Origin of the sequence: Falsochrobactrum shanghaiense, from assembly GCF_003149535.1 — a bacterium.
Lineage (GTDB): Bacteria > Pseudomonadota > Alphaproteobacteria > Rhizobiales > Rhizobiaceae > Brucella > Brucella shanghaiense.
The window spans coordinates 1-22,342 of the sequence record NZ_QGDB01000001.1; the positions used below are offsets into that span (position 1 = coordinate 1).

A 22,342-nucleotide genomic window follows, 5' to 3' on the forward strand; every position below is an offset into this window, starting at 1 on the left:
ACTTCGCCGCCCTTTTCAAGCACGACGACGGAAAGCTCCGGATCGATCTGTTTGAACCTGATCGCCGCAGCAAGCCCGGCAGGGCCTGCGCCTACGATGACAACATCGAATTCCATGCTTTCGCGTTCGGGAAGCGCATTCGCTTCAGACATCCAAGCCTCCGTCCAGGTATGACATCATTCCTGGCTATACCAGAGTGAATGATGCATCCAATTGTTTTTACTCATGATCCTATCTCGAATGGCGGCAAAGGCGCATCCGAAAGGGACATTTTCCCCATATTCGTTTATCCTCTGGCAGAGTTGATCACTATCGCCTATGCGTCCAATTGTCCAAAATTTGCGCAAACCCGTTGCGCCCGGAGCCGCCACCAGCATGAAACCGCATGCCGCCCCTTGCATTTGCTGGCAAAATTCGCCACCTCATCTGGAGAGGTAGCCGGATGCAGGACACGCGCCAATTGCTGGATATGGAAGAGCTGCTGCGCTTTTACGCGGAAGCAGGTGTCGACACGCCGCTTTCCGAGACGCCGAGCGACCATCTGGCCGCGCCGCAACGTTCCGCCCCCGCCTCCAAAAGCGCCGAGGAAACGGGCCAGCCCCAGGCAATGCGCCCATCGCGCGCGGCTCGCCCTGCTCCTGTTTCGGCCCCTTCCGCAACAAGCCAGCCGGTGCAGGCGGCAGCCGATCTGCCCGATACCGGCCAGATCGCTTTGGCGCGCGAAGCGGCCTCACAGGCTGGCACGCTTGAAGAGCTTCGCGAAAAACTCGCAGCCTTTGATGGTTGCAGCCTGAAATTCACCGCCAAGAATCTCTGTTTTGCCGATGGCGACCCTGCGTCGGATATTATGTTCGTTGGCGAAGCACCGGGCCGCGATGAGGACATGGAGGGCCTGCCCTTTGTCGGCAAATCCGGACAATTGCTCAACCGGATGATCGAGTCGATCGGGCTGAAACGCGAAGACGTCTATATCGCCAATACGATTCCCTGGCGTCCGCCCGGCAACCGCACGCCGACCCCGCTGGAAACGGAGCTATGCCGCCCGTTCATCGAACGGCAGATCGAGCTTGCCGCTCCCAAAGTGCTGGTGGCGCTTGGCGGTCCCGCCGGTAAAGCGCTGACGGGCGCTTCCGAAGGAATCTTGCGGCTGCGGGGCAACTGGAAAATCCATCGCACGCCGTCGGGCATGGAAATTCCGGTCATGCCGACATTGCATCCGGCCTATCTGCTGCGCTCTCCTGCCCAGAAACGCTTTGCATGGCGTGATTTTCTCGCCGTGAAAATGAAACTTGCCGCATTATCCGATTGACGCCCCTTCAACATGAGGGCATCAGCGGACTGAACGTCACTAACATGCCGCAAACATGATTTAATTCGCCATTTACCGGATGCGTCAGGGCGCAAAGAGTTTCGGATTCGCCACACCAGACTATTTGTACTTTCGTGGAGTTTTTCATGGCTGGACAGCTTCTGCCCATCGCGGCTCTGCTTGCAAGTACATTCCTGATGCTGCTTGCCGGTGGCCTCGCCGGTATTCTTCTGCCCCTGCGTGCCGGTCTGGAAGGCTGGTCCACCACGACGATCGGCGGCATGGGCATGAGCTATGCGCTCGCCTTCACCATCGGCTGCATCGTGATCCCGCATCTGGTGCGGCGTGTCGGCCATGTGCGCGTGTTCTCGGCATTGCTGACGCTCCTGTCCATCGCCTTGCTGCTGCATTCGCTGATCGTCGACCCGTCCACATGGATGATTTTCCGCGGCATTGCCGGTTTCTCCCTTGCCGGTTCCTACATGATCATCGAAAGCTGGCTGAACGAGCGCGTCACCAATGAATCGCGCGGCAAGATATTTTCCATCTATATGATCGTCACCATGATGGGGCTTTTGTGCGGGCAATATATCCTGCCCTTCGGCGATGCGGGCACGCAGACGCTCTTCATCATCTGCGCCATCATCTATGGAAGCGCGCTGCTGCCCACCGCCCTTTCCAGCGCCCAGTCGCCCAATCCGCTCACACAGGTTTCGCTTGACCTCAAGGGCCTGTACCGGCGCTCGCCGGTCGCAGCCATTGGCTCGCTGCTTGCCGGTATTATCGCAGGCACATGGAACTCGCTTGCGGCGATCTATGGTGAGGGCAACGGCCTGCCCGCATTCGGCATCGCAACCATGCTGGCCAGCGCCATGGTTGGCGGAGCGATTTTTCAGTATCCGCTGGGCCGCGCCTCGGATTTCATGGACCGGCGCTATGTGATGATCGTCGCGGGCATCATCGGGTTCGCGCTATCCATGGTGATGATCGTGTTTCATCCCTCTTCGCCCTATGCGCTTTATGGGATGATGTTCCTTTTTGGATCGGTGCTCTACTCGATCTACAGTCTCAATGTGGCTCATGCCAACGACTATGCCGATAACAGCGAGTTCGTGAAAATTTCAAGCGGCCTGCTGATCATATACGGCGCGGGAAGCGTAATCGGCCCTGCCTTGTCCGGTCCGCTGATGGACATGATCGGCGCGCGCGGCTTCTTCGTCGTCATGGCGCTCTCCTATGGTCTTTACGGGCTGCACGCTTTCTGGCGCATCCGCCATCATCACCGCCCGGCCCATAGCGACCAGAAGACGGAATACAAGTTCCACACGCCCGATGGGCTGTCCACGCCTGAAACCATGCAGCTCGATCCGCGTTCGGAAGGCACTCCCGGTCAATCCTGAAAATGCTTTTGGTGGACGCATTTTCCGGGCGCAAAACCGCTTCACACTTTTGCTGAAAATGCTTTATTGCTGCTGGGGTGCATTCACCTTGTGCGGTTCGATGGCCAGCTGGTGCTCGCGATAGATGATATAGCCGCCCGCCCCCATGACAATGAGGCTGCCCAGAAGCATTTCATAGGTCGGAATATCGCCGAAAATCACATAGCCGATCGCCAACCCCAGGAGCATTGACGTATATTCAAACGGCGCAATGGTGGACATCGGAGCGTGACGATAGCTTTGCGTCAGCAATATCTGCGCCACTCCGCCGAACACGCCCGCGCCAATCAGCATGGCCAATTGCGGCCATGTCGGCGTAGCCCAGCCAAATGGCAGGCTGACGAGCGCAATGACGCTGGAAGCCAGTGAAAAATAGATGACGATCGTCGTCGTGCGTTCGGTCTGCACCAGCCGGCGCACCAGCAGCATCGCCACCGCCGCCATGGCAGCTCCCGCCAGCGCCGCCATGGCGCCGATGGCTTCATTCTGCCCTACATGGCCCGCAGTGAATAATGTCATGCGCGGCCAGATGATGATGAGCACACCGATGAGGCCGATGAAGACCGCACTCCAGCGATAAAGCCGCACGACTTCATGCAGGATGAGCCAGCTCAGGATGACGGCAATAAGCGGCGACGCATAATTGATGGCGATAGCTTCCGGCAAGGGCAATATGGTCAGCGCAAGAAAGCTCAGCGACATGGCCGCGACGCCGATGGTGCCGCGCCAGAAATGGCCGAAACCATGCCGGGTATAGAGAACGCCGGGCAATTGCCCCCGGCAACCGGCATAGAGCAATATCGCAAGCATTGCGAAGAAAGAGCGAAAGAAGATCAATTGCCCAAGCGGAATGCCTTCCGCCGCCTTGATCAGCGTCGACATGCCAACGAAAATCGTAACCGATGCAATCTTGAGTCCGATTCCCAACAGCGGCTTATTGTCAAGAAGATTGACCTCTACCGGCTTGCTCGGTGAGGCATTCGGTGGTGACGCGTCCGGCAGAGACTTCACAACGCAATTCCTTGAACAGGGCTGACCCCAAGTCGTGATGACGACCCAACTATGCATAATCGGGTTCCGGTCAAAGCGCCAGCACTGCACGGATTAAAAAACAAAATATGCGACCGGCCCGCAACAGGGCCTTTCTTGTCGAACGGGGAAAAGCCGGATAGGCTTCGTCGACTGAATGAATGATAGAAAAGAATTTCCACATGCGCACTGAAACCGGCCCGGTGTTCCGTCTCGAAGATTATCGCCCCACACCCTATGCTATTCCTGTCACAAAACTCGATTTCCTGCTTGAGCCGACAAAGACGGTGGTGCGCGCCACGCTTTCCATCGAACGCCGCCCGCAAACGCCGCCCGGCACGCCGCTCATACTCGATGGCGATGCATTGCAGCTTGTCAGTGTCAGCCTCGATGGCAGGGAGCTTGGCGGCAACAGTTTTATCGCGACGCCGGAGCGGCTTGAAATCAATGACCTGCCGGAAAGCGGGTGCTTCACGCTGGAGATCGTGACGCAGATCAATCCGACGACCAACCGCCAATTATCCGGCCTTTACCGGTCGAGCGGCGTCTATTGCACCCAGTGCGAAGCCGAAGGCTTTCGCCGCATCACCTATTATTATGACCGGCCGGATGTGCTTTCGGTCTATACGGTGCGCATCGAGGCCGACCGCGACGCCGCGCCGATCCTGCTTTCGAACGGCAATCCGGTTGAGAGCGGTGCGGTCGAGGCTGTGGCCGGACGACATTTCGCAATCTGGCATGACCCGCATCCCAAGCCGTCCTATCTCTTCGCGCTCGTTGCCGGCTCGCTCGGCGTCGTGAAGGATCACTTCACCACGCAGTCGGGACGCGCAGTCGATCTGGCCATTTATGTCGAGCATGGCAAGGAAGAGCGCGCGCTCTATGCAATGGATGCCCTCAAGCGCTCCATGCGCTGGGACGAAGAAAAATTCGGACGCGAATATGATCTCGATATTTTCAATATCGTCGCAGTCTCGGACTTCAACATGGGGGCCATGGAAAACAAGGGCCTCAATGTCTTCAACGACAAATATGTGCTGGCCGATCCGCAGACGGCGACCGATGCCGATTATGCCGGTATCGAAGCGGTTATCGCGCATGAATATTTCCATAACTGGACCGGCAATCGCATCACCTGTCGCGACTGGTTTCAGCTTTGCCTGAAAGAAGGGCTGACGGTCTATCGCGATCACGAGTTTTCGGCTGACCAGCGCTCGCGCCCGGTCAAGCGCATTGCGGAAGTGAAGCTTCTCAAATCGCAGCAATTTCCGGAAGATGGCGGCCCGCTTGCCCATCCGGTGCGCCCGCGCCAATATAGCGAAATCAATAATTTCTATACGGCGACGGTTTATGAAAAGGGCTCGGAAGTGGTGCGCATGATCCGCACCATCATCGGGCCTGAGCTTTTCCGCAAGGGCATGGACCTTTATTTCGAGCGCCATGACGGCGAGGCTGCGACCATCGAAGACTTCATCAAGGTCTTTGCCGATGTGTCGGGGCAGGATTTTTCACAATTCGCGCTCTGGTATGATCAGGCGGGCACACCCACGGTTCGCGCCAGTTTCAGTTATGATGCCGAAGAGGCAAGCTTTACCGTCGCGCTTTCGCAGGCCATCCCGCCGACGCCCGGACAGGCCACGAAAAAGCCGATGCATATTCCTGTTGCGTTTGGGCTTATCGGGCCGGACGGGCAGGATTTGCAGCCCTCATCCATCGAGGGCGGCATGGTGCGCGATGGCGTCATTCATCTGCGTCATGCAGAAGAAACCATTACCTTCCATGGCATTCATGAGCGCCCTGTTCCGTCGCTTCTGCGCGGTTTTTCCGCGCCCATCAATCTGGTTGCGGCACTTTCAGAACACGAGCGGCGCTTTCTCGCCCTCAATGACAGCGACCCGGTGGCACGCTGGCAGGCCATGAACGATATTTTCATGCAGGCGCTGCTCGATGGCGCCAAACGGACACGCGACGGCTATAGCCCGCAAGTCGACAATATCGTCACCGAACTGGTGGGCCGTGTCGCCTTTGACGACGCAATCGAGCCAGCCTTTCGGGCGCTCTGCCTGACATTGCCAAGCGAAAGCGACATCGCGCGGGAAATGGGCCGGAATGTCGATCCCGATGCTATATTGGCAAGCCGCCAGCATCTGATCGGCGTCATTGCTTCCAGTCATGCGGATAGGTTTGCCGCAGTTTATGATGATTTGCGGCAGGAAGAAGCATTCTCACCCGCTGCCGCCCCCGCCGGCAAGCGCGCCTTGCGCAATGTTCTGCTCGATTATCTCAGCCTGTATGAAAATGATCCGGCGCGGGCGGCAAGGCAATTCGGGCAGGCCGACAATATGACCGACCGCGCCGCGGCACTGGCCGTTCTGGTGCATCGCTTTGGCGATACGCAACCAGCGCATGAGGCGCTTGCCTCCTTCGAGCAGCGCTTTGGCCATGATGCGCTTATCATGGATAAATGGTTCGTCGTGCAGGCAACCCGCCCCGGTGAAAATGCCCTCGACAATGTACGCGCATTGATGGAGCATCCGCTGTTCTCGCTGGACAATCCCAACCGTGTGCGTGGTTTGATCGGCGCTTTCTGTGCGTCCAACCCGACCGGCTTCAACCGCAAGGATGGCGCCGCTTACGAATTTTTTGCCGATATGCTGCTGAGCATCGATCCGGAAAATCCGCAGCTTTCGGCCCGCCTTCTCACATCGCTGCGCTCATGGCGCTCGCTGGAAGACGTCCGGCGCGAGCATGTTCGCAGCGCCCTTGCGCGCATTGCATCCACCTCCTCATTGTCGAGTGATTTGCGCGACATCGTGGAACGCACGCTTGCCTGATTCGGTCATTCGCTGTGCATCGCCATGCACAGCGCCCTATCGCTGGCAGCCAGAGCGAAAAGAGGGCGAACAGCCCTCCTTGCACCGCGCATGACCTGCCGGGGAGAGCGGTTGCGGCTTTCTTGAGTCTTATCAGCGCCTTAGATGCGCCGCCTTACAAAGTGATTCCAGATAACATGTTGAGATTCATGGAGGAATCAGCCCATGCAAATGAATAATTTCACCACCCGTTAACAAATTCTCTGGACAGAGCGAATCACTTTTGATTCAGTGGGCTTGTTCGAAACGGACGGTTCGGACGCCTTGAGTTCCAAATCCGGTTTTTGCAAACCTGTTTTGGGCCGTTCGGGGCAGCTAAACTCCGGCGCATTGCTGGAGTTGATTTAAGAAAATCAAGAGGGGCCTTCGATGGCGAGCACCGACGCGTATGACGCGACGGCGGGAAAGCAATGCATTTCCCGGCGGAAAAGAAGGAAAGGCAGGCTCCCGGGGCATGTCAGTCTTCTTGCCGGTCCCGCTTATGGCAAATTCATTTCGGTAGAACCTGTCCTGCGGCGTCTGGTTCCGGCGCTGATTATTATTTTCCTCGTCATACTGGGCGTTGCGCGCGTCTTTTCCATGCTCTCGTGGCGTGAAGACATCGAGTTGCAGCATAGAGCGGCCCTGTCGGCTGCAACCGCCAATCTCGCGCAGACGATCGAGCGCGCCTCCAATGGCGTGGACGGCGCAGCGCAGATGACGCCTGCCTCCCTTGACGACATCATGGCGGAATTTCGCTCACGCGGGCTTTCCTCCCCCGACATGACCATTGCGCTGATTGACGATGCCTCGACCATCATTGCCGCTTCCGGGCCGCAGGCCGATATGATCGGCAAACAGGCGGACACGGTGTTCGGTGAGGCGCAGCCTTTGTTCCTTTTTGCAGAACGCGCCGGTGTGCTCACAATCACCATGCAGGGCGAAGCAGCTTTTGGTGCGCTGTCGAAAACCATTTCGTCGCCCCTTTCGGTCGTAGCAGTGGAGCCGGAACAGACGATCTTTGCGGAATGGAAGCGTGCGGTGTCGCTCAATATCACCCTGTTTGCGGGAACGACCGGGGTGATGTTTGCCATTCTATATGCCTATTTCAGCCAGGCGGCGCGGGCGCGCGAGGCGGATGATCTTTCCAGCCAGATCCAGCGGCGCATCGATATGGCGCTGGCGCGCGGACGCGGCGGATTGTGGGACTGGGACATGGCGCGCGGACGCATCTACTGGTCGCGCTCGATGTATGAAATGCTCGGCTATGAAGCGCAGGATGCGGTGCTGCCCTTCGGCGACGTTTCAGCGATCATCAACCCCGAAGACGGCGATCTTTATTCCGTCGCGGAACAGGCAGCGGCGGGCAATATTTCCCATGTGGACCGCGTATGGCGCATGCGCCACGCCGATGGTTCGTGGGTGTGGATGCGAGTGCGTGCGGAAATCACCGCTGAAAGCGACCTGCATCTGGTCGGCATCGCCTTCGACGTCAGCGAGCAGCACCGTTTCGCGCAGCAGACGGCGGAAGCCGATATGCGCATTCGCGAAGCCATCGAAAATATTTCGGAAGCCTTCGTGCTTTGGGATGCCAAGAACCGTCTGGTGATGGCCAATTCCAAGTTCAGCGAATATGCGGGCCTGCCGGTCTGGTCGTTAAAGCCGGGCGTGCCGCGCAACGAGGTCGATGCCCATACGCGTCCCTTCAGCTTCGAGCGCCGCATGGCGAACGAGCATAATCGCGCAGGTGGCCAGACGTTCGAGCGGCAATTGAGCGACGGGCGCTGGCTACAGGTCAATGAGCGGCGCACGCAGGATGGCGGGATGGTTTCCATCGGCACCGACATCACGCAGATCAAGCAGCATCAGGAGCGGCTGGTCGAGAGCGAGCGCCGCCTGATGGCGACGATCCATGACCTGTCCATTGCGCGCAAGGGCGAACGCGACCGCGTGCGCGAGCTTTCGGACCTCGCGCGCAAATATGGTGAGGAAAAGGAGCGCGCGGAAGCGGCAAACCGCGCCAAATCGGAATTCCTCGCCAATATGTCGCACGAATTGCGCACGCCGCTCAATGCGATCATCGGCTTCTCGGAAATGATACAGGCAGGCACATTCGGGCCGCTGGGTTCGGACCGCTATGAGGAATATATCAACGATATTCACACCAGCGGCAATTTCCTGCTCAACGTCATCAACGATATTCTCGACATGTCGAAGATCGAGACGGGGCATTTCTCGCTCGACCGCGAAAAAATCGATCTGTGCCCGCTCATCAACGAAACCGTGCGCATGATTTCGCTTCAGGCGGATGAAAAGGAAATCACGGTGGATACGCGCATCGAAGAAGCAATGCAGCTTTACGCCGACCGCCGCGCGATCAAACAGGTGCTGATCAATCTTTTGTCCAATGCGGTCAAGTTCACATCTTATGGCGGGCAGATCACAGTGCGCGCGCGCAAGACCGATACGGCACTTTTCATGACCATTCAGGATACGGGCTGCGGCATTCCCAAATCAGCGATCAAGAAGATCGGCCAGCCCTTCGAGCAGGTGGAAAATCAGTTCACCAAGACCCATACGGGTTCGGGCCTCGGACTTGCGATTTCGCGCTCATTGGCTGAACTGCATGGCGGCTGGCTGCGCATCCGCTCCACGGAAGGCGTGGGCACGGTGGTTTCGGTCTGCATTCCCGACCGCCGCGATAAAAGCGGCTCCGCTCATGAGGCCGAAACCCACGCCGCCTGATTATTGTATCAGCCTTTCAAAGCTCGCACGGACCTCGAGCGCCAGTTCCGCCAGATAATGCTCGACGCGCTGAATATCGGGCAATTCAGCGGCACGGCACAGAAGATCAATCATGCCGGGGATGAATTCCTCGCGTTTCGCATCACGCCCAAGGCAAAGCCGGATCGTCTGGCTGAGATTGGTATAAAAACGATGCGCTGCGACAAGGCTATCGATTTGCGCCGGATCGGCAAAGGACGGTGCAAGTCCGGCCAGAACCTCCAGCGTTGCAACCGGGCGCGGGGTCTTTGCTTCCTTGCCCGCAAGCACCGCGAACTGCGCAATGAATTCAAGGTCGATAATCCCGCCCGCCTTGAGCTTGAAATCCCAATCATCGAGCGGCGGCTTTTCGCTTGCAATCAGCGCACGCATTTCGCGCACGTCATGGGCGATTTTTGCCGCATCGCGCGGGGCGGCCAGCACGTCTTCAATCTCGCCCTTGATGAAGTGGATAAATGCCGCATCGCCATGGATCGGGCGCGCGCGCGTCAGCGCCATATGTTCCCAGGTCCAGGCTTCATTGCGCTGATATTTGCCAAAGGATTCGATATGGGTCGCCACCGGACCTTTATTGCCGGAGGGCCTGAGCCGCATATCAACTTCATAAAGCACCCCTTCGGCGGTCGGCGCGGAAAGCGCTGCAATCAGCCGCTGCGTCAGGCGAATATAATATTGCGACGGAGCAAGCGGCTTGTCGCCATCGGATTCTTCGGCATCCTTATCATGGTCATAAAGCAGGATCAGATCGACATCGGAACCCGCCGTCAGTTCTCTGCTGCCCAGCTTGCCCATGGCAAGAAGTGCTGCTTTTGCGCCTTTCACCCGGCCATGACGGCGCTGCAATTCAGCTTCCACCGCCTCGAAAGCCTTGCCCACCATCAGTTCGGCCAGATCGGAAAAAGCACGGCCTGCGCGTACGCCATCAATGGTTCCGGTGAGAAGGCGGATACCGATCAGGAAGCGGTGTTCAGCCGCAAAAATGCGCAGGCGGTCGAGGACTTCCTCGTAATCGGTCGCAGCACCTAAAAACACCCGCAGCCGTTCTTCAAGATAGGCGCGGTTCGGCACTTCCGAAAAAATCACCGGATCGAGCAGCCCGTCAAAGACATGCGGGTTGCGGGTGATGATTTCGGCGAGCTTGGGGGCTGCACTCATGATCATCACGATCAGATCAAGCAGGCGCGGATTGGATTGCAGCAGGCTGAAAAGCTGGATGCCTGCCGGAAGACCTTGCAGGAAGCTGTCGAAACGCAACAAGGATTCGTCGGCGCGCCGGGTTTCGGCAAAGGCTTTGAGCAAGGCCGGTGTCAGTTCGGTCAGCCGTTCGCGCGCTTCTGCCGATTGCGTGGCGCGATAACGGCCAAAATGCCAGGTGCGGATAACGCGGCAAATATCGCTCGGGCGCTCATAGCCCATGGCGCTGAGCGTTTCCAGCGTGCCGGGATCGTCCACGTCTCCGGTAAAGACGAGATTGCCGCCGGAAGACCCCAGTTCCGGCGCCTGCTCGAACAAGGCGGCATAGTGTTTTTCAACCGTCTGGAGCGCAGCAAGGAACCGGTCGGAAAATTCCGCCGTATCGGCATAGCCCATCATATGGGAAACCCGCGCAAAACCTTCGTCGTCTTCGGGCAGAATATGGGTCTGCTCGTCCGCGATCATCTGGATGCGGTGTTCGACGTCGCGCAGGAAATTATATTCGCGCGCCAGCGCATCGCGGGCCGCATCAGTGATCCAGCCGCGCTCCGCCAATCGGCCCAGCATCGGCACTGTCTGATTGCCGCGCAATTCGGGAAAGCGCCCGCCCGCAATCAATTGCTGCGTCTGGACAAAAAACTCGATCTCGCGAATGCCACCACGCCCAAGCTTCACATTATGGCCGCGAATGGCAATATCTCCGTGGCCTCTATGCGCATGGATCTGTCGCTTGATGGAATGCACATCGGCAATGGCCGCATAATCGAGATATTTGCGCCAGATATAAGGCGCAAGCTCGGTCAGCACCTGATCACCCGATTTGCGATCACCGGCCACAGGCCGCGCCTTGATCATGGCTGCGCGTTCCCAGTTCTGGCCGCGCCCTTCATAATAATGCAGCGCCGCACCCACCGGAATGGCCAGCGGGGTCGAACCGGGATCGGGGCGAAGGCGCAGATCGACGCGAAAGACATAGCCATCCGCCGTGCGGTCCTGAAGAATACGCACCAGACGGCGCGTCAGGCGCGAAAATGTCTCGACGCATTCATAGGGATCACCGATAGCGGGCCGGGTTTCATCGACAAAGACGATCAGGTCAATATCGGAAGAATAGTTGAGTTCACGCGCACCGAATTTGCCCATGCCCAGCACGATCCAGCCGCAATCTTTTTCGGGGTTGTCGCGATCAGGCAAGCTGATCTTGCCCGCACTATCCGCATCGCGCAGCAGAAAGCGGACAGCCGCGCCGGTGCAGGCTTCCGCAAGATCGGTAATCCAGCCAGTCGTGGCTTCGGTATCGAATATGCGCGCCAGATCACCCAATGCGATCAGCACATGCGCCTCGCGCTTGAGGCGGCGCAAATCACTCATAAGCGTGGTTTCGCTGCTGCCTTCCTGCATGCCGCACTGCGAAATTTCGCCCAGAATATCGGCAAGCGCCTGTTCTGGCGGGCGGGCCGCTATACGGTCCAGAATGCGCGGCTGGCGCATCAACACTTCGCGAATATAGGATGAAAGGTCGAGCACTGCCGCAAGAAAGCCTGCCGCGTCCTTGTCCTCAAGAAGAGCCAGAGCGCGGGGCAAGTCATCCTCTCGCGCCTTCTCTTTCAGATCATTCAGGAACGAATGCGCCCGTTCTTCATCAAGCGACACCAATGGGCAGAGTTTCCGGTCGAAAAACAGCGCCTTTGCCTCTTCTGCCGCCATGGTCCCCTCTTAAATTCCTATTTGGCCGCCTCGTCATGGGGCAGTGGAAACTCCAGAACCGCACGCAGTCCGGGCCGGTTATCCTCAAGACGAAGCGCGCCACCGTGCAACTTCATGACCGCCTTGGCAAGACTCAAACCCAATCCCGAACCCGGTTGCGTCCGACTTTCCTCAAGCCGCACGAAGCGCTCCGTTGCCTGCTCGCGCTTGTCTTGCGGAATGCCGGGGCCGTTATCGGCCACCACAATGCGCATCCAGCCGCCATCGCGCTCCATGGCCAGCGTTACCGCAGAGCCGCCCCGTTCCGCGCCAGCATATTTGATGGCATTGTCAACCAGATTGGAAACCGTCTGGCCGATCAATTCGCGGTTGATGCGCAAAGGCGTGTCGTCGAGTGCACCGACCACAAAACTCACGCCCGCATCTTCCGCCACCGGTTCATACATTTCGGCAACGTCGCTCACAATGGGAGCGAGCGGCATTTCCTCCAGATTTTCCGAAGAATAGCCCGCCTCCAGCCGCGAAATCATCAGGATCGCGTTGAATGTGCGGATGAGCTGGTCGGATTCAGCGATGATGTCCTCAAGAACTTCGCGGTGCTCCGCGCCGGTCTTTTCGCCCGACAGCGCTTCTTCGGCACGGTTGCGCAGGCGGGTAAGCGGGGTCTTGAGATCGTGCGCGATATTGTCGGAAACCTGTTTCAGTCCCTCGTTCAATTCAAGGATACGCCCCAGCATCACATTGAGATTGGCTGAAAGGCGGTCGAATTCATCGCCCGAACCATTGACCGGCAGACGCCGCGTCAGGTCGCCCTCCATGATGCGCTGCGAAGCATTCGAAACGTCGTCGATCCGCTTGAGCGCCCGGCGTCCCACAAAGAACCAGATGAGGAAGGCACCGACCCCCATAATGCCAAGCGCCAGCATGAGCGAACGGCGGATGAGTTCGCGGAAGCGCTCCGGCTCTCCCAGATCGCGGCCAACAAGAAGGCGCATGCCATTGGGCAAGGCGATCACCACGGCAATGGCGCGATGCTCGGTTTCCGTGCCCTGTTCGCCATAGCGGCTATAGGTGAAAGCGCGCTCGACGACGCCGTTCGTGTCCAGGACGCCCGGCTGCACACTTTCGACATTTCCGGCAAGGATGCGTCCGGCGGGATCGGAAACCAGATAGAGATAGGCGCCGGGCTGGCGCGAGCGGTAATCAACGCTGCGCACAAGCTGCGGAATGCCGCCGCGCGCATAGCTCTTGCCGATGCTCGCAATTTCCTCGCCCAGCGCTTCCTGCGTCTGCCCGGTGAGAAAGGACGCGGAAAGATTGGTCATATAAAAGACCAGCGCCACCGCGCCAACGACGAACAGCAGCAGATAAAGCGCTGAAAGCCGCGCGGCCGTCGTGCGCATCAGGGCGGAAAAACGGCTCATTCGTCCGCCTTTGCGGGTGCGTCGGACTGTCTGGCGCGAGCATCTTTAAGCATATAGCCCGCCCCGCGGACCGTGTGCAGCAACGGCCCGTCAAAGCCTTTTTCGATCTTGCTGCGCAGGCGCGAAATATGCACGTCGATCACATTGGTCTGCGGATCGAAATGATAATCCCAGACATTTTCCAGAAGCATGGTGCGGGTGACGACCTGCCCCGCATGGCGCATCAGATATTCGAGAAGGCGAAATTCGCGCGGCTGGAGCGCAATGTCCACGCCCTGCCTGCGCGCCGTATGCGCGAGCCGGTCGAGTTCGAGATCGCCGACACGATAGATCGTATCCGCCTCGCGCGGGCTTGAGCGGCGCTGCAACACTTCGACACGCGCAAGCAGTTCGGAAAAAGCATAGGGCTTGGTGAGATAATCATCGCCGCCTGCCCGCAAGCCCGTGACGCGATCATCCACTTCTCCGAGAGCGGAAAGAATGAGCACCGGCGTATCCAGACCCTTGGCGCGCAGCCCGGCAACGACCGAAAGCCCGTCGCGCTTGGGCAGCATGCGGTCCACCACTAGCACGTCATAATTGCCGTTTTCAGCCAGCGCATAGCCGGTTTCGCCATCACCGGCAATGTCGGCGGAATGACCGGCTTCGGCAAAGGCCTTCTCAAGATAGCGGGCCGCCTGGCGGTCGTCTTCAATAACGAGAATCTTCATGACGTCACTATAAACCGGTTGCCCTGATGAAATGAAGCAATGCCAGGCGGTGACCCGCCTGGCATGTGGTTTTCAGACATTCATAGTCTTTGCACTCATCGCCCGGGATCAACCCTGATCGATCGGCAAGGCCACGAAGCGGCTCTGGTCATTGCTCTGCAACTGCATCAGCACAGCCTTGCGACCCGCTTTTGCGGCCTCATCAATGGCCTTGTCGATGTCCTGAGCGCTTTTGACCGCCTGATTGTTGACGCTGACGATCACATCGCCTGAACGGATGCCGCGATCGGATGCATCGCTATCGGGATCGACATTGGTCACGACGACGCCATTGCCATCTTCGGCTGGAACAACCGTCAGGCCGTAGGAGTCGAGCGTTTCACCCTGCTGCGTGTCGCCGCCACCAGCGGATGGATTATCCGTCTTGCCCATATCCTGAGGCATGGCGGCAATCGTCACGCTGATCTCTTCAGCCTTGTTGTTGCGCCAGACGGTCAGGTCAGCCTTTTCGCCGGGAGCGATATTGGCGACCTTGCGCGCCAGCTCACGCGGGCTGTCGACCGTTTCGCCATTGACGGCGGTGATGACGTCGCCGGGGTTGATACCGGCCTTGGCAGCAGGGCCATCGGCCTGTGGCGAAGCGACAATCGCACCCTTTTCTTCAGCAAGGCCGAGCGAGGCGGCAATATCCTTGGTGACAGGCTGTATCTGCACGCCAATCCAGCCGCGTTCGACCGAACCCGTCTTGATAAGCTGATCGACGACCTGCTTGGCGGTCGATGAGGGAATCGCGAAGGCGATGCCCACGCTGCCGCCCGATGGCGAGAAGATCGCAGTATTGATGCCGATGACTTCACCTGAAAGGTTGAAGGCCGGACCGCCGGAATTGCCCTTGTTTACGGCAGCATCGATCTGGATGAAGTCGTCATAGGGACCGGCGCCGATGTCGCGTCCGCGCGCCGAAACGATACCGGAGGTCACGGTGCCGCCAAGGCCGAAGGGATTGCCGACCGCGACAACCCAGTCGCCGACGCGAATCTTGTTGTCATCGCCAAAGGTGACATAGGTGAACTTGCGCTTGGCGTCCTCGATCTTGAGAACCGCAAGGTCGGTGCGGGCGTCGGTGCCGATCAGCTTGGCATCGAATTCCGTGCCGTCATCGAGCACGACGCTATAAGCATCGCCATCGGAAACGACGTGGTTATTGGTGACGACATAGCCATCTTCCGAAATCAGGAAGCCGGAACCCTGCGCCACCGGACGCTCATGACCGGGGCGGCTCTTCTGACGATTGCCGGGACGGCGGCTGTCAGGACGTGGCTCGCCGCGCTGATCAAAGCCGAAATCACGGAAGAAACGCTTGAGGGGATGACCGTCGGGAAGCTGGTCGAATCCGGGTGTGCCAAAGAACTGAGGCCCGCTATTTGCGGTTTCCTGTACATCCTTCTTCACGCGGACGCTGACGACCGCCGGACGAACCTTTTCAACCAGATCCGCGAAGCCTGCCTGCTGAACGGGCGGGGTGATCTGCACCGCTTCGGCGCGGGCATCGTTGAGCGCGCCAATCGGACCCGTTGCAACGAATGTCCCCGCGAGCGCTGCCGCCAGCGCTACGGCTGCAACGCCTTTGCGATATTTAGAAAACGTGGTCTTTAACATCTGTCTCTCCTTACGAGCAGCAATCCGGGGCCGTGGATTCCAATGAGGCAAGCCGACCCTGTAATCCTTTATAGAGCGGAAGATAGTCGGGACTACCTTACCGCCTGATTTCCGGAAGATGAAACTTTTGTAAGGTTGAGAAAGAATGCCTGCCCGAACGGGGGACTACTTGTCGTCGAGAAGCCGGGTAAGCTCGGCTTTTTCGCTCTCTGAAAGCGGTTTTGTGACTTCCGCCACCGTGTTGCGCTTACGCAATGCAAATATCAGCGCGCCGCCGCCAATCAGCAGAATCAGCACGGGAAAGCCCCAGAGCAAAGCGGTCTGCGCATTCAAACGGGGCCTGAGCAGAACGAATTCCCCATAGCGGGCTACGACATAATCCATGACCTGCGCGTCCGAATCGCCCGCCGTCAGGCGCTCGCGCACGAGAATACGCAAGTCCCGCGCCAGTTCGGCGTTGGAATCATCGATGGATTCATTCTGGCAGACCATGCATCGCAGTTCGCCAGAGATTTCACGCGCCCGGCTTTCAAGCTGCGGATCGGAAAGAACTTCGTCCGGGTTGACCGCCAAGGCAGCCGTGCCCGAAAACGCCAGCGCAAGCCCCAGAACAAGCGACGCAAGAACCGCGCGCAGCTTCATGCCGCAGCCCCCGCTTCCTTCGATGCCCGTTTGCGCGCTTTCGATGGCGCGCCCACCCGCAGGCGGCGATCGGCCAGCGAGAAAAGGCCGCCCAGCATCATGACGACTGCGCCATACCAGATCAGCGTCACATGCGGCTTCCACCAGATACGCACCACGATGGCATCATCGCCGACTTCATCGCCCAGCGCGACATAGACCTGACTGAACCAGAGCGTCCTTATGCCCGATTCGGTTGTCGGCATCTGGCGGGCGGGGAAGAAGCGCTTGGAGGGTTCGATCAAGCCCAGATTGCGGCCTGAGGAATCAAGCAGCGTGAAGCTGCCGCGATCTTCCGTGAAATTCGAACCGGTAACGGGACGCGTCCCCTCAAAGCGCAACGAATAATCCGCAACCTGCGTGGTCTCGCCCAATCGCATGACCAGCACATTTTCGGTGCCGTAAGTCGTGACGCTGACGATGCCAAGCAATGTTATTCCAAGCCCTATATGCGCAAGCGCCGTACCGAAGACCGAACGCGGCAGGCCCTTGAAACGCGCAAATGCCTTGGAGGGCGAAACCTTTCCGATACCCGCCTTCAGGACCAGATCGGTGAGGCTTCCGAAAATCACCCATGCGGCAAGGCCGATACCCAGAGCCGCAAGAACCGAATGGGCATTGCTGCGCCACAAGACGATGCCCGTCACCAGCAGCGCCAGGGCGAATGCCGTCATCAAACGCTGCGAAACCGCATAAAGATCGCCGCGCTTCCATGCCAGCAGCGGGCCGAAAGGCACCGCAAAGAGCAGCGGGATCATCAACGGTCCGAAGGTCATGTTGAAGAAGGGCGCGCCGACGGAAATCTTGTCGCCGGTCAGCACTTCGAGCAGCAATGGATAAAGCGTGCCGACCAGAACGGTTGCGGCAGCGGTCGTCAGAAACAGATTGTTGAAAACCAGCGCGCCTTCGCGGGAAATCGGCTGGAACAGCCCGCCTGAAGCAAGGCTCTGCACCCGCAAGGCAAACAGCGAGAACGAGCCGCCGATGAAGACAGCAAGAATGGCGAGGATGAAAAGGCCGCGCCCCGGATCGGTGGCAAAACTGTGCACCGAGGTCAGGACGCCCGAGCGCACGAGGAACGTGCCAAGCAGCGAAAGCGAGAAAGTGAGAATCGCCAGCAGCACCGTCCAGATTTTCAGCGCCGAGCGTTTTTCCATCACAAGGGCGGAATGCAGCAATGCCGTTCCGACCAGCCATGGCATGAAGGAGGCGTTTTCGACCGGATCCCAGAACCACCAGCCGCCCCAGCCCAGTTCGTAATAGGCCCAGTAAGAACCCATGGCGATGCCGCCGGTCAAGAACATCCACGCAACCAGCGTCCATGGGCGCACCCAGCGCGCCCATGCGGCGTCGATGCGGCCTTCGATGAGGGCTGCGATGGCAAAGGAGAAACAGACGGAAAAGCCGACATAGCCGAGATAAAGCAGCGGCGGGTGGATCGCGAGACCTATATCCTGAAGGATAGGATTGAGGTCGCCCCCCTCCAGTGGAGCGGGAAAGATACGGGTAAACGGATTTGACGTGAAGATGATGAATGCAAGAAATGCCGTCGCGATCCAGCCCTGAACCGCCAGCACATTGGCCCGCAGGGTTTCAGGAAGATTGGCGGAAAAACCCGCCACAAGCGCACTGAAGAAACTCAATATCAGCACCCAGAGCAGCATGGAGCCTTCGTGATTACCCCAGACGCCGGTGATCTTATAGAGAAGCGGCTTTTGCGAATGCGAATTCTCGACCACATTGAGGACGGAAAAATCCGACACGACATAGGCGAAAGTCAGCACCACGAACGAAAAGGCGATCAGTGCGAAGACAGCCACGGCAGTCGGCACGCCAACGGCCATGAGCTGCATATCCCTGCGCCGCGCGCCGATAAGCGGCACGATGGATTGCACCACCGACAGAGCCAGTGCCAGCACCAGAGCAAAATGGCCGATCTCGACATTCATAGACTGTATCCCGGCTTCTTCATTCGCCTTCCCAGACGCCTTTTTCCTTCAGGCTGCTGGCAAGATCCTTCGGCGTATAGTTTTCATCGTGCTTGGCCAGCACATTATCGGCGCGGAATATCCGGTCGGGTCCGAAACGGCCTTCGGCGACAACCCCCTGCCCTTCGCGGAAGAGATCAGGCGGAATACCCTCGAACACGACCCTTGCGGTCTTGATCGTATCGGTAACGGTGAAATGAAGCTCACTGCCCTGCCGCGTCACCGAGCCTTCTTCAACAAGTCCGCCAAGACGGAAGCGCGCGCCTGAGGTGATTTCCTGTTCGGTCAGATCGGCGGGCGTCCTGAAAAAGCGTATATCCTGACTGAATGCCATCAGCATCAGGCCAACCGCTGCGGCCAGCACCGCCAGCGCACCGCCGATCAGCATCAGCCGCTTGCGCTTTCGCTGGCTGACAGCACGGGAAATGCTTGCAGTCGCACTCATTTTATCGCGCTCTCCGCTTCCAAACCAAGTCCTGCGGCAAAACCTTGCAGGTCTGCACGCTGTTCGCCTTCAAGGGCGTCCATCCCTCTTTTCAAGGCATCCAGAGCCGCATCACGGCGATTGAGGATCATATAGGAGCGCACCAGACGCTTCCAGCCATCTATATCGGCGCTGTTTTCACGAAGACCTTCATCCAGACGCGCAACCATGCCTTCGATCATGGCCTGACGATCTTCCGCGCTGAGCGCCGCTGCCGCTTCCACTTCCTCGCTCGTCGGACCCTTGGGCGCAGCAGGCGCGCCGCGAAGGCCGGCGATCATCTGCTCGACCTGCGCGCGCCAGGGCGCATTAGACGGAGCCTTGTCGAGAAAAGCCTGCAATCTTTGCACGGCCATATCCGCCTTGCCGTCCTGCACCTCGCCCTGCGCAAGATAATATTGCGGGCGAATATCATCAGGTCCGAGTTCCGCCGCCTTCGTGAATATCGCCTCGGCTTCAGCCGTCACCGTCCCGCCGGATATGGCGATCAGGGCTTCGCCCAGACCAAGGGTGCGCGAAAAATTCTCGCCTTCGATACGGATCGCCGAACGATAGGCATTGGCTGCATCGGCCCCGCGGCCAAGGCGCAGATAGATCGGAGCCAGCACGTCCCATCCGCGTATATCGTCCGGGTTTTGCGCCAGATGCGCTTCCGCACGGGCCACAAGCTCATTGACCGAATTGCGATCCGGGCTATCGGCCAGACGGGCTGCCAAGGGCATGGACGGCATGTCCGGTGCGCCGAAAAGCGGATAAACGCCCCACGCGATGAGGGGAACGGCAAGCACGGCAACAAAAGCCAGAAGGCGGCCCGAGCGCGCCTTCTCGCCAAAAGATGGCGTGTCGCGGCCTGCTTTTTCGACACCGAGGATACGGCGGGAAATTTCAACCCGCGCCTGTTCCGCGCTCGCTTTGTCGATCATGCCGCGCGCAAGGTCGGCATCGACCTCGCGAAGCTGGTCGCGATAAACTTCCAGATCGTTCTTTTCGGTAGGCAAAAGGCGCTGCCTGTTGCGCGTCAGCGGCAACAGAACAATCAGCGTGGCTGCAAAAGTCAGCAAAACGGCAGTCAACCAGAATTCCATGGCTGTGACTTAAGCGTAGCGGAGCAAAAAACCAATATCTTCCTGCCGCAACTTCGCAACCAGGGGCAATTCGCCGCAAAGCGTTGACGCTCAGTTCAACGGCGTCCAGCTTCCATCCGTGTTGCGGCAGGCTGTGCCGCGCGCGGTCTGCGGCACATCGGACACTACGAATGTATGCGTATACTGGCGGCAGTTCTGCGAGCCCACCTGATAGGGCTGGGCGGCCATCACGTCACCGGATGCAGCGCTGCCGCTCCATGAAACCGCCTTGCCTGCGGGAGAATATTCAAGGGTGCGATATTCGGCTTCCAGCGCCTTGCGCCGGTCGCCCGCGCTCAACTGGCTGGCCACATCTCCCAACAGCCCATTGCCCAGCGGCTCAAGCAGGTTCGGCTGCGTCGACGACGATGAAGAGAATGCCCCAAGAGAAGCCAGCCCCGTCGACTTGCCGCCGCCAGCCGTTCCGCACCCGGCAAGGGCAAGCGCCATAAAGGCAATGAGGGCTGGTGAAGAAAATATCGACATCGTCTTCATTATAAACGGCCTTTTAGAACAGCGCATACAGGATAGCGCGTCATTGTTGTTTAACCCTCTGGCCTGCCTCTTGGCAAAGGCAATCCTCAATCTTCGGTCAGTGGCAAGATGACGCGCACTGAAAGTCCGCCAAGCGCGCTCTTGCCCAGAAACAGTTCGCCGCCATATTCGCGGACCGTATCCTGCACGATTGCCAGACCAAGGCCCGTTCCCGGCTTCGTTTCATCGACGCGCCTGCCCCGTTTCAATGCTTCCTCGATCTGATCGGGAGCCAGTCCCGGCCCGTCATCTTCAATCAGGATTTCAAACCGCCGCCTGCCCTCCTGCGGCGGCAGGGAATGTGAGGTGATATTCACGCGCCTGCGGCCCCATTTTCCGGCATTCTCCAGAAGATTGCCAATAATTTCTTCCAGATCTTCCTTTTCGCCCGCGAAAACCGCATTCGGGGCGCGGTTGTTGAATTTGATTTCAAGTCCGGGGTTCAGCTTGGCCGTCACCCTTTGCATGCGCTCCAGCACCGGTGGCACCAATGTGCGGAACACGACGCTGTCGCGCTGGGCGGCGATGCGGGCGCGTTGCAGATAATGCTGTATCTGCATCTGCATGGCCTCGCTCTGCTCGCGGATGATGCGGCCATGCTCGCCGCCCATGGCATGGGCCTCATTGACCAGAACGGACAAGGGCGTCTTGAGCGAATGGGCGAGGTTGCCGACCTGCGTTCGCGACCGCTCCACGATGCGGCGATTGTTTTCGATCAGCGCATTCATTTCACGCGCAAGCGGCGCAATTTCGGCTGGCAAGGCGGTGTCGAGCTTTGGCGAGCGGCCTTCACGTATATCGCCAAGCGCCCTGCGCACCTTGTCGAGCGGGCGCAGGCCAAACAAAATCACCGCGGCATTGATCAGGATGCTGCCAAGGCCGAACACGGCCAGATAGAGCGCAAGCCGGGTTACAAAAGCCGAGACTTCCGCATTTACCTCGCTGAGATTGCCCATGACGCGAAAGCGGGCGATGCGGTTGTCATTGCCAAGCACGACCTCCGTTTCCACGACGTAGAGCCGTTCGCCGTCAAGGCCGGGAACCTGATAGCCGCGCATGAAGGAGCTGTCGAAGGGAACCCGCGCGAGCGAGACTTCCGGCACGGTGCGGCCAAACAGCGAGGGCGATTCCAGCTTGCCGCGCACATTCTCCGTGACCGGGTCCACAGACCAGTACCAGCCCGAGAGCGGACGCGAATAGCGCAGCTCGCCAAGTTCCGGGCGACCCTGAAGCAGACCGTCATTCGAAATGCTGACAGCACCCACGAGGCTGAACAGATGCGCGGTCAGAAGCCGCTCGAAATTATTGCGCGCGGCCTCGCCATAAAGTGTGCTGATGAAGGTGGCCACGACCACAAGGGCCAGAATGACCCACAGTGTCGAAAGCGTGACGACGCGGATTGCAAGCGAACGCAAAGGTGGGAA

16 protein-coding genes are annotated in these 22,342 nt (G+C 58.8%); 4 read left to right on the top strand and 12 right to left on the bottom strand.

What is annotated here, in order from left to right; translation table 11 throughout:
* The coding region (locus tag DKP76_RS00005) for an FAD-binding protein (RefSeq protein ID WP_146198891.1) at positions 1-152 on the bottom strand (152 nt) is incomplete at its 3' end.
* Between the two features lie 290 nt (positions 153-442).
* Between DKP76_RS00005 and DKP76_RS00015 the strand changes: the two genes are divergently transcribed.
* Together DKP76_RS00015 and DKP76_RS00020 are read left to right on the top strand one after the other, a co-directional pair.
* Positions 443-1,309: a uracil-DNA glycosylase gene (locus DKP76_RS00015; protein ID WP_109704401.1), complete on the top strand. Its 867-nt coding sequence runs from the start codon at positions 443-445 to the stop codon at positions 1,307-1,309.
* Positions 1,310-1,455: 146 nt separating this feature from the next.
* Complete coding sequence (locus tag DKP76_RS00020; protein ID WP_109704402.1) at positions 1,456-2,709, top strand: MFS transporter; 1,254 nt, start codon at positions 1,456-1,458, stop codon at positions 2,707-2,709.
* A gap of 63 nt (positions 2,710-2,772) precedes the next feature.
* On the opposite strand, the gene DKP76_RS00025 is transcribed toward DKP76_RS00020, so the two are convergent.
* Positions 2,773-3,759, bottom strand: a complete 987-nt coding sequence (locus DKP76_RS00025; RefSeq protein ID WP_425349351.1) for a DMT family transporter — start codon at positions 3,757-3,759, stop codon at positions 2,773-2,775.
* 200 nt (positions 3,760-3,959) lie between these two features.
* Here DKP76_RS00025 and pepN point away from each other — a divergent pair, with 200 nt between their 5' ends.
* Both pepN and DKP76_RS00035 read left to right on the top strand, forming a co-directional pair.
* On the top strand, positions 3,960-6,611 hold the full coding sequence (gene pepN / locus DKP76_RS00030; protein WP_109705091.1) for an aminopeptidase N: 2,652 nt from the start codon (positions 3,960-3,962) through the stop codon (positions 6,609-6,611).
* 408 nt (positions 6,612-7,019) lie between these two features.
* Positions 7,020-9,374 (top strand): PAS domain-containing sensor histidine kinase, encoded by a 2,355-nt coding sequence (locus tag DKP76_RS00035; protein WP_109704404.1) that lies wholly within the window; start codon positions 7,020-7,022, stop codon positions 9,372-9,374.
* Here the strand turns inward: DKP76_RS00035 and DKP76_RS00040 are convergent, their stop codons facing one another.
* The 10 genes from DKP76_RS00040 to DKP76_RS00085 all read right to left on the bottom strand — a co-directional run bounded on the left by DKP76_RS00040 (position 9,375) and on the right by DKP76_RS00085 (position 22,282).
* Complete coding sequence (locus DKP76_RS00040; RefSeq protein WP_109704405.1) at positions 9,375-12,314, bottom strand: bifunctional [glutamine synthetase] adenylyltransferase/[glutamine synthetase]-adenylyl-L-tyrosine phosphorylase; 2,940 nt, start codon at positions 12,312-12,314, stop codon at positions 9,375-9,377. It abuts the gene before it with no gap.
* Between the two features lie 17 nt (positions 12,315-12,331).
* The gene (locus DKP76_RS00045; protein ID WP_109704406.1) at positions 12,332-13,738 is read right to left on the bottom strand and encodes a sensor histidine kinase; all 1,407 of its coding nucleotides are present in this window, start codon (positions 13,736-13,738) and stop codon (positions 12,332-12,334) included.
* On the bottom strand, positions 13,735-14,448 hold the full coding sequence (locus DKP76_RS00050) for a response regulator transcription factor (RefSeq protein WP_109704407.1): 714 nt from the start codon (positions 14,446-14,448) through the stop codon (positions 13,735-13,737). Before DKP76_RS00050 ends, DKP76_RS00045 begins: the two co-directional genes overlap by 4 nt.
* Before the next feature lie 108 nt (positions 14,449-14,556).
* Complete coding sequence (locus DKP76_RS00055; RefSeq protein WP_109704408.1) at positions 14,557-16,107, bottom strand: DegQ family serine endoprotease; 1,551 nt, start codon at positions 16,105-16,107, stop codon at positions 14,557-14,559.
* 165 nt (positions 16,108-16,272) lie between these two features.
* A complete protein-coding gene (locus tag DKP76_RS00060) occupies positions 16,273-16,749 on the bottom strand; it encodes a cytochrome c-type biogenesis protein (protein ID WP_109704409.1) in 477 nt (158 codons plus the stop codon).
* Positions 16,746-18,737 (bottom strand): heme lyase CcmF/NrfE family subunit, encoded by a 1,992-nt coding sequence (locus tag DKP76_RS00065; RefSeq protein WP_109704410.1) that lies wholly within the window; start codon positions 18,735-18,737, stop codon positions 16,746-16,748. The genes DKP76_RS00060 and DKP76_RS00065 overlap by 4 nt, the downstream gene beginning before the upstream one ends.
* Before the next feature lie 19 nt (positions 18,738-18,756).
* Positions 18,757-19,221: a cytochrome c maturation protein CcmE gene (gene ccmE, locus DKP76_RS00070; RefSeq protein WP_109704411.1), complete on the bottom strand. Its 465-nt coding sequence runs from the start codon at positions 19,219-19,221 to the stop codon at positions 18,757-18,759.
* Positions 19,218-20,345, bottom strand: coding sequence for a c-type cytochrome biogenesis protein CcmI (gene ccmI, locus DKP76_RS00075; protein ID WP_109704412.1), 1,128 nt, complete (start codon positions 20,343-20,345; stop codon positions 19,218-19,220). The genes ccmE and ccmI overlap by 4 nt, the downstream gene beginning before the upstream one ends.
* Positions 20,346-20,435: 90 nt before the next feature.
* Positions 20,436-20,879, bottom strand: coding sequence for a hypothetical protein (locus tag DKP76_RS00080; RefSeq protein WP_109704413.1), 444 nt, complete (start codon positions 20,877-20,879; stop codon positions 20,436-20,438).
* Between the two features lie 86 nt (positions 20,880-20,965).
* The gene (locus DKP76_RS00085) at positions 20,966-22,282 is read right to left on the bottom strand and encodes an ATP-binding protein (RefSeq protein ID WP_109705092.1); all 1,317 of its coding nucleotides are present in this window, start codon (positions 22,280-22,282) and stop codon (positions 20,966-20,968) included.
* Positions 22,283-22,342 lie beyond the last annotated feature (60 nt).

What these genes read in the sequence shown, in the direction of transcription:
- DKP76_RS00015 (WP_109704401.1), top strand. Translation starts at nt 443, where the DNA reads ATGCAGGACACGCGCCAATTGCTGGATATGGAAGAGCTGCTGCGCTTT.
- DKP76_RS00020 (WP_109704402.1), top strand. Translation starts at nt 1,456, where the DNA reads ATGGCTGGACAGCTTCTGCCCATCGCGGCTCTGCTTGCAAGTACATTC.
- pepN (WP_109705091.1), top strand. Translation starts at nt 3,960, where the DNA reads ATGCGCACTGAAACCGGCCCGGTGTTCCGTCTCGAAGATTATCGCCCC.
- DKP76_RS00035 (WP_109704404.1), top strand. Translation starts at nt 7,020, where the DNA reads ATGGCGAGCACCGACGCGTATGACGCGACGGCGGGAAAGCAATGCATT.
- DKP76_RS00040 (WP_109704405.1), bottom strand. Translation starts at nt 12,314, where the DNA reads ATGGCGGCAGAAGAGGCAAAGGCGCTGTTTTTCGACCGGAAACTCTGC.
- DKP76_RS00045 (WP_109704406.1), bottom strand. Translation starts at nt 13,738, where the DNA reads ATGAGCCGTTTTTCCGCCCTGATGCGCACGACGGCCGCGCGGCTTTCA.
- DKP76_RS00050 (WP_109704407.1), bottom strand. Translation starts at nt 14,448, where the DNA reads ATGAAGATTCTCGTTATTGAAGACGACCGCCAGGCGGCCCGCTATCTT.
- DKP76_RS00055 (WP_109704408.1), bottom strand. Translation starts at nt 16,107, where the DNA reads ATGTTAAAGACCACGTTTTCTAAATATCGCAAAGGCGTTGCAGCCGTA.
- DKP76_RS00060 (WP_109704409.1), bottom strand. Translation starts at nt 16,749, where the DNA reads ATGAAGCTGCGCGCGGTTCTTGCGTCGCTTGTTCTGGGGCTTGCGCTG.
- DKP76_RS00065 (WP_109704410.1), bottom strand. Translation starts at nt 18,737, where the DNA reads ATGAATGTCGAGATCGGCCATTTTGCTCTGGTGCTGGCACTGGCTCTG.
- ccmE (WP_109704411.1), bottom strand. Translation starts at nt 19,221, where the DNA reads ATGAGTGCGACTGCAAGCATTTCCCGTGCTGTCAGCCAGCGAAAGCGC.
- ccmI (WP_109704412.1), bottom strand. Translation starts at nt 20,345, where the DNA reads ATGGAATTCTGGTTGACTGCCGTTTTGCTGACTTTTGCAGCCACGCTG.
- DKP76_RS00080 (WP_109704413.1), bottom strand. Translation starts at nt 20,879, where the DNA reads ATGAAGACGATGTCGATATTTTCTTCACCAGCCCTCATTGCCTTTATG.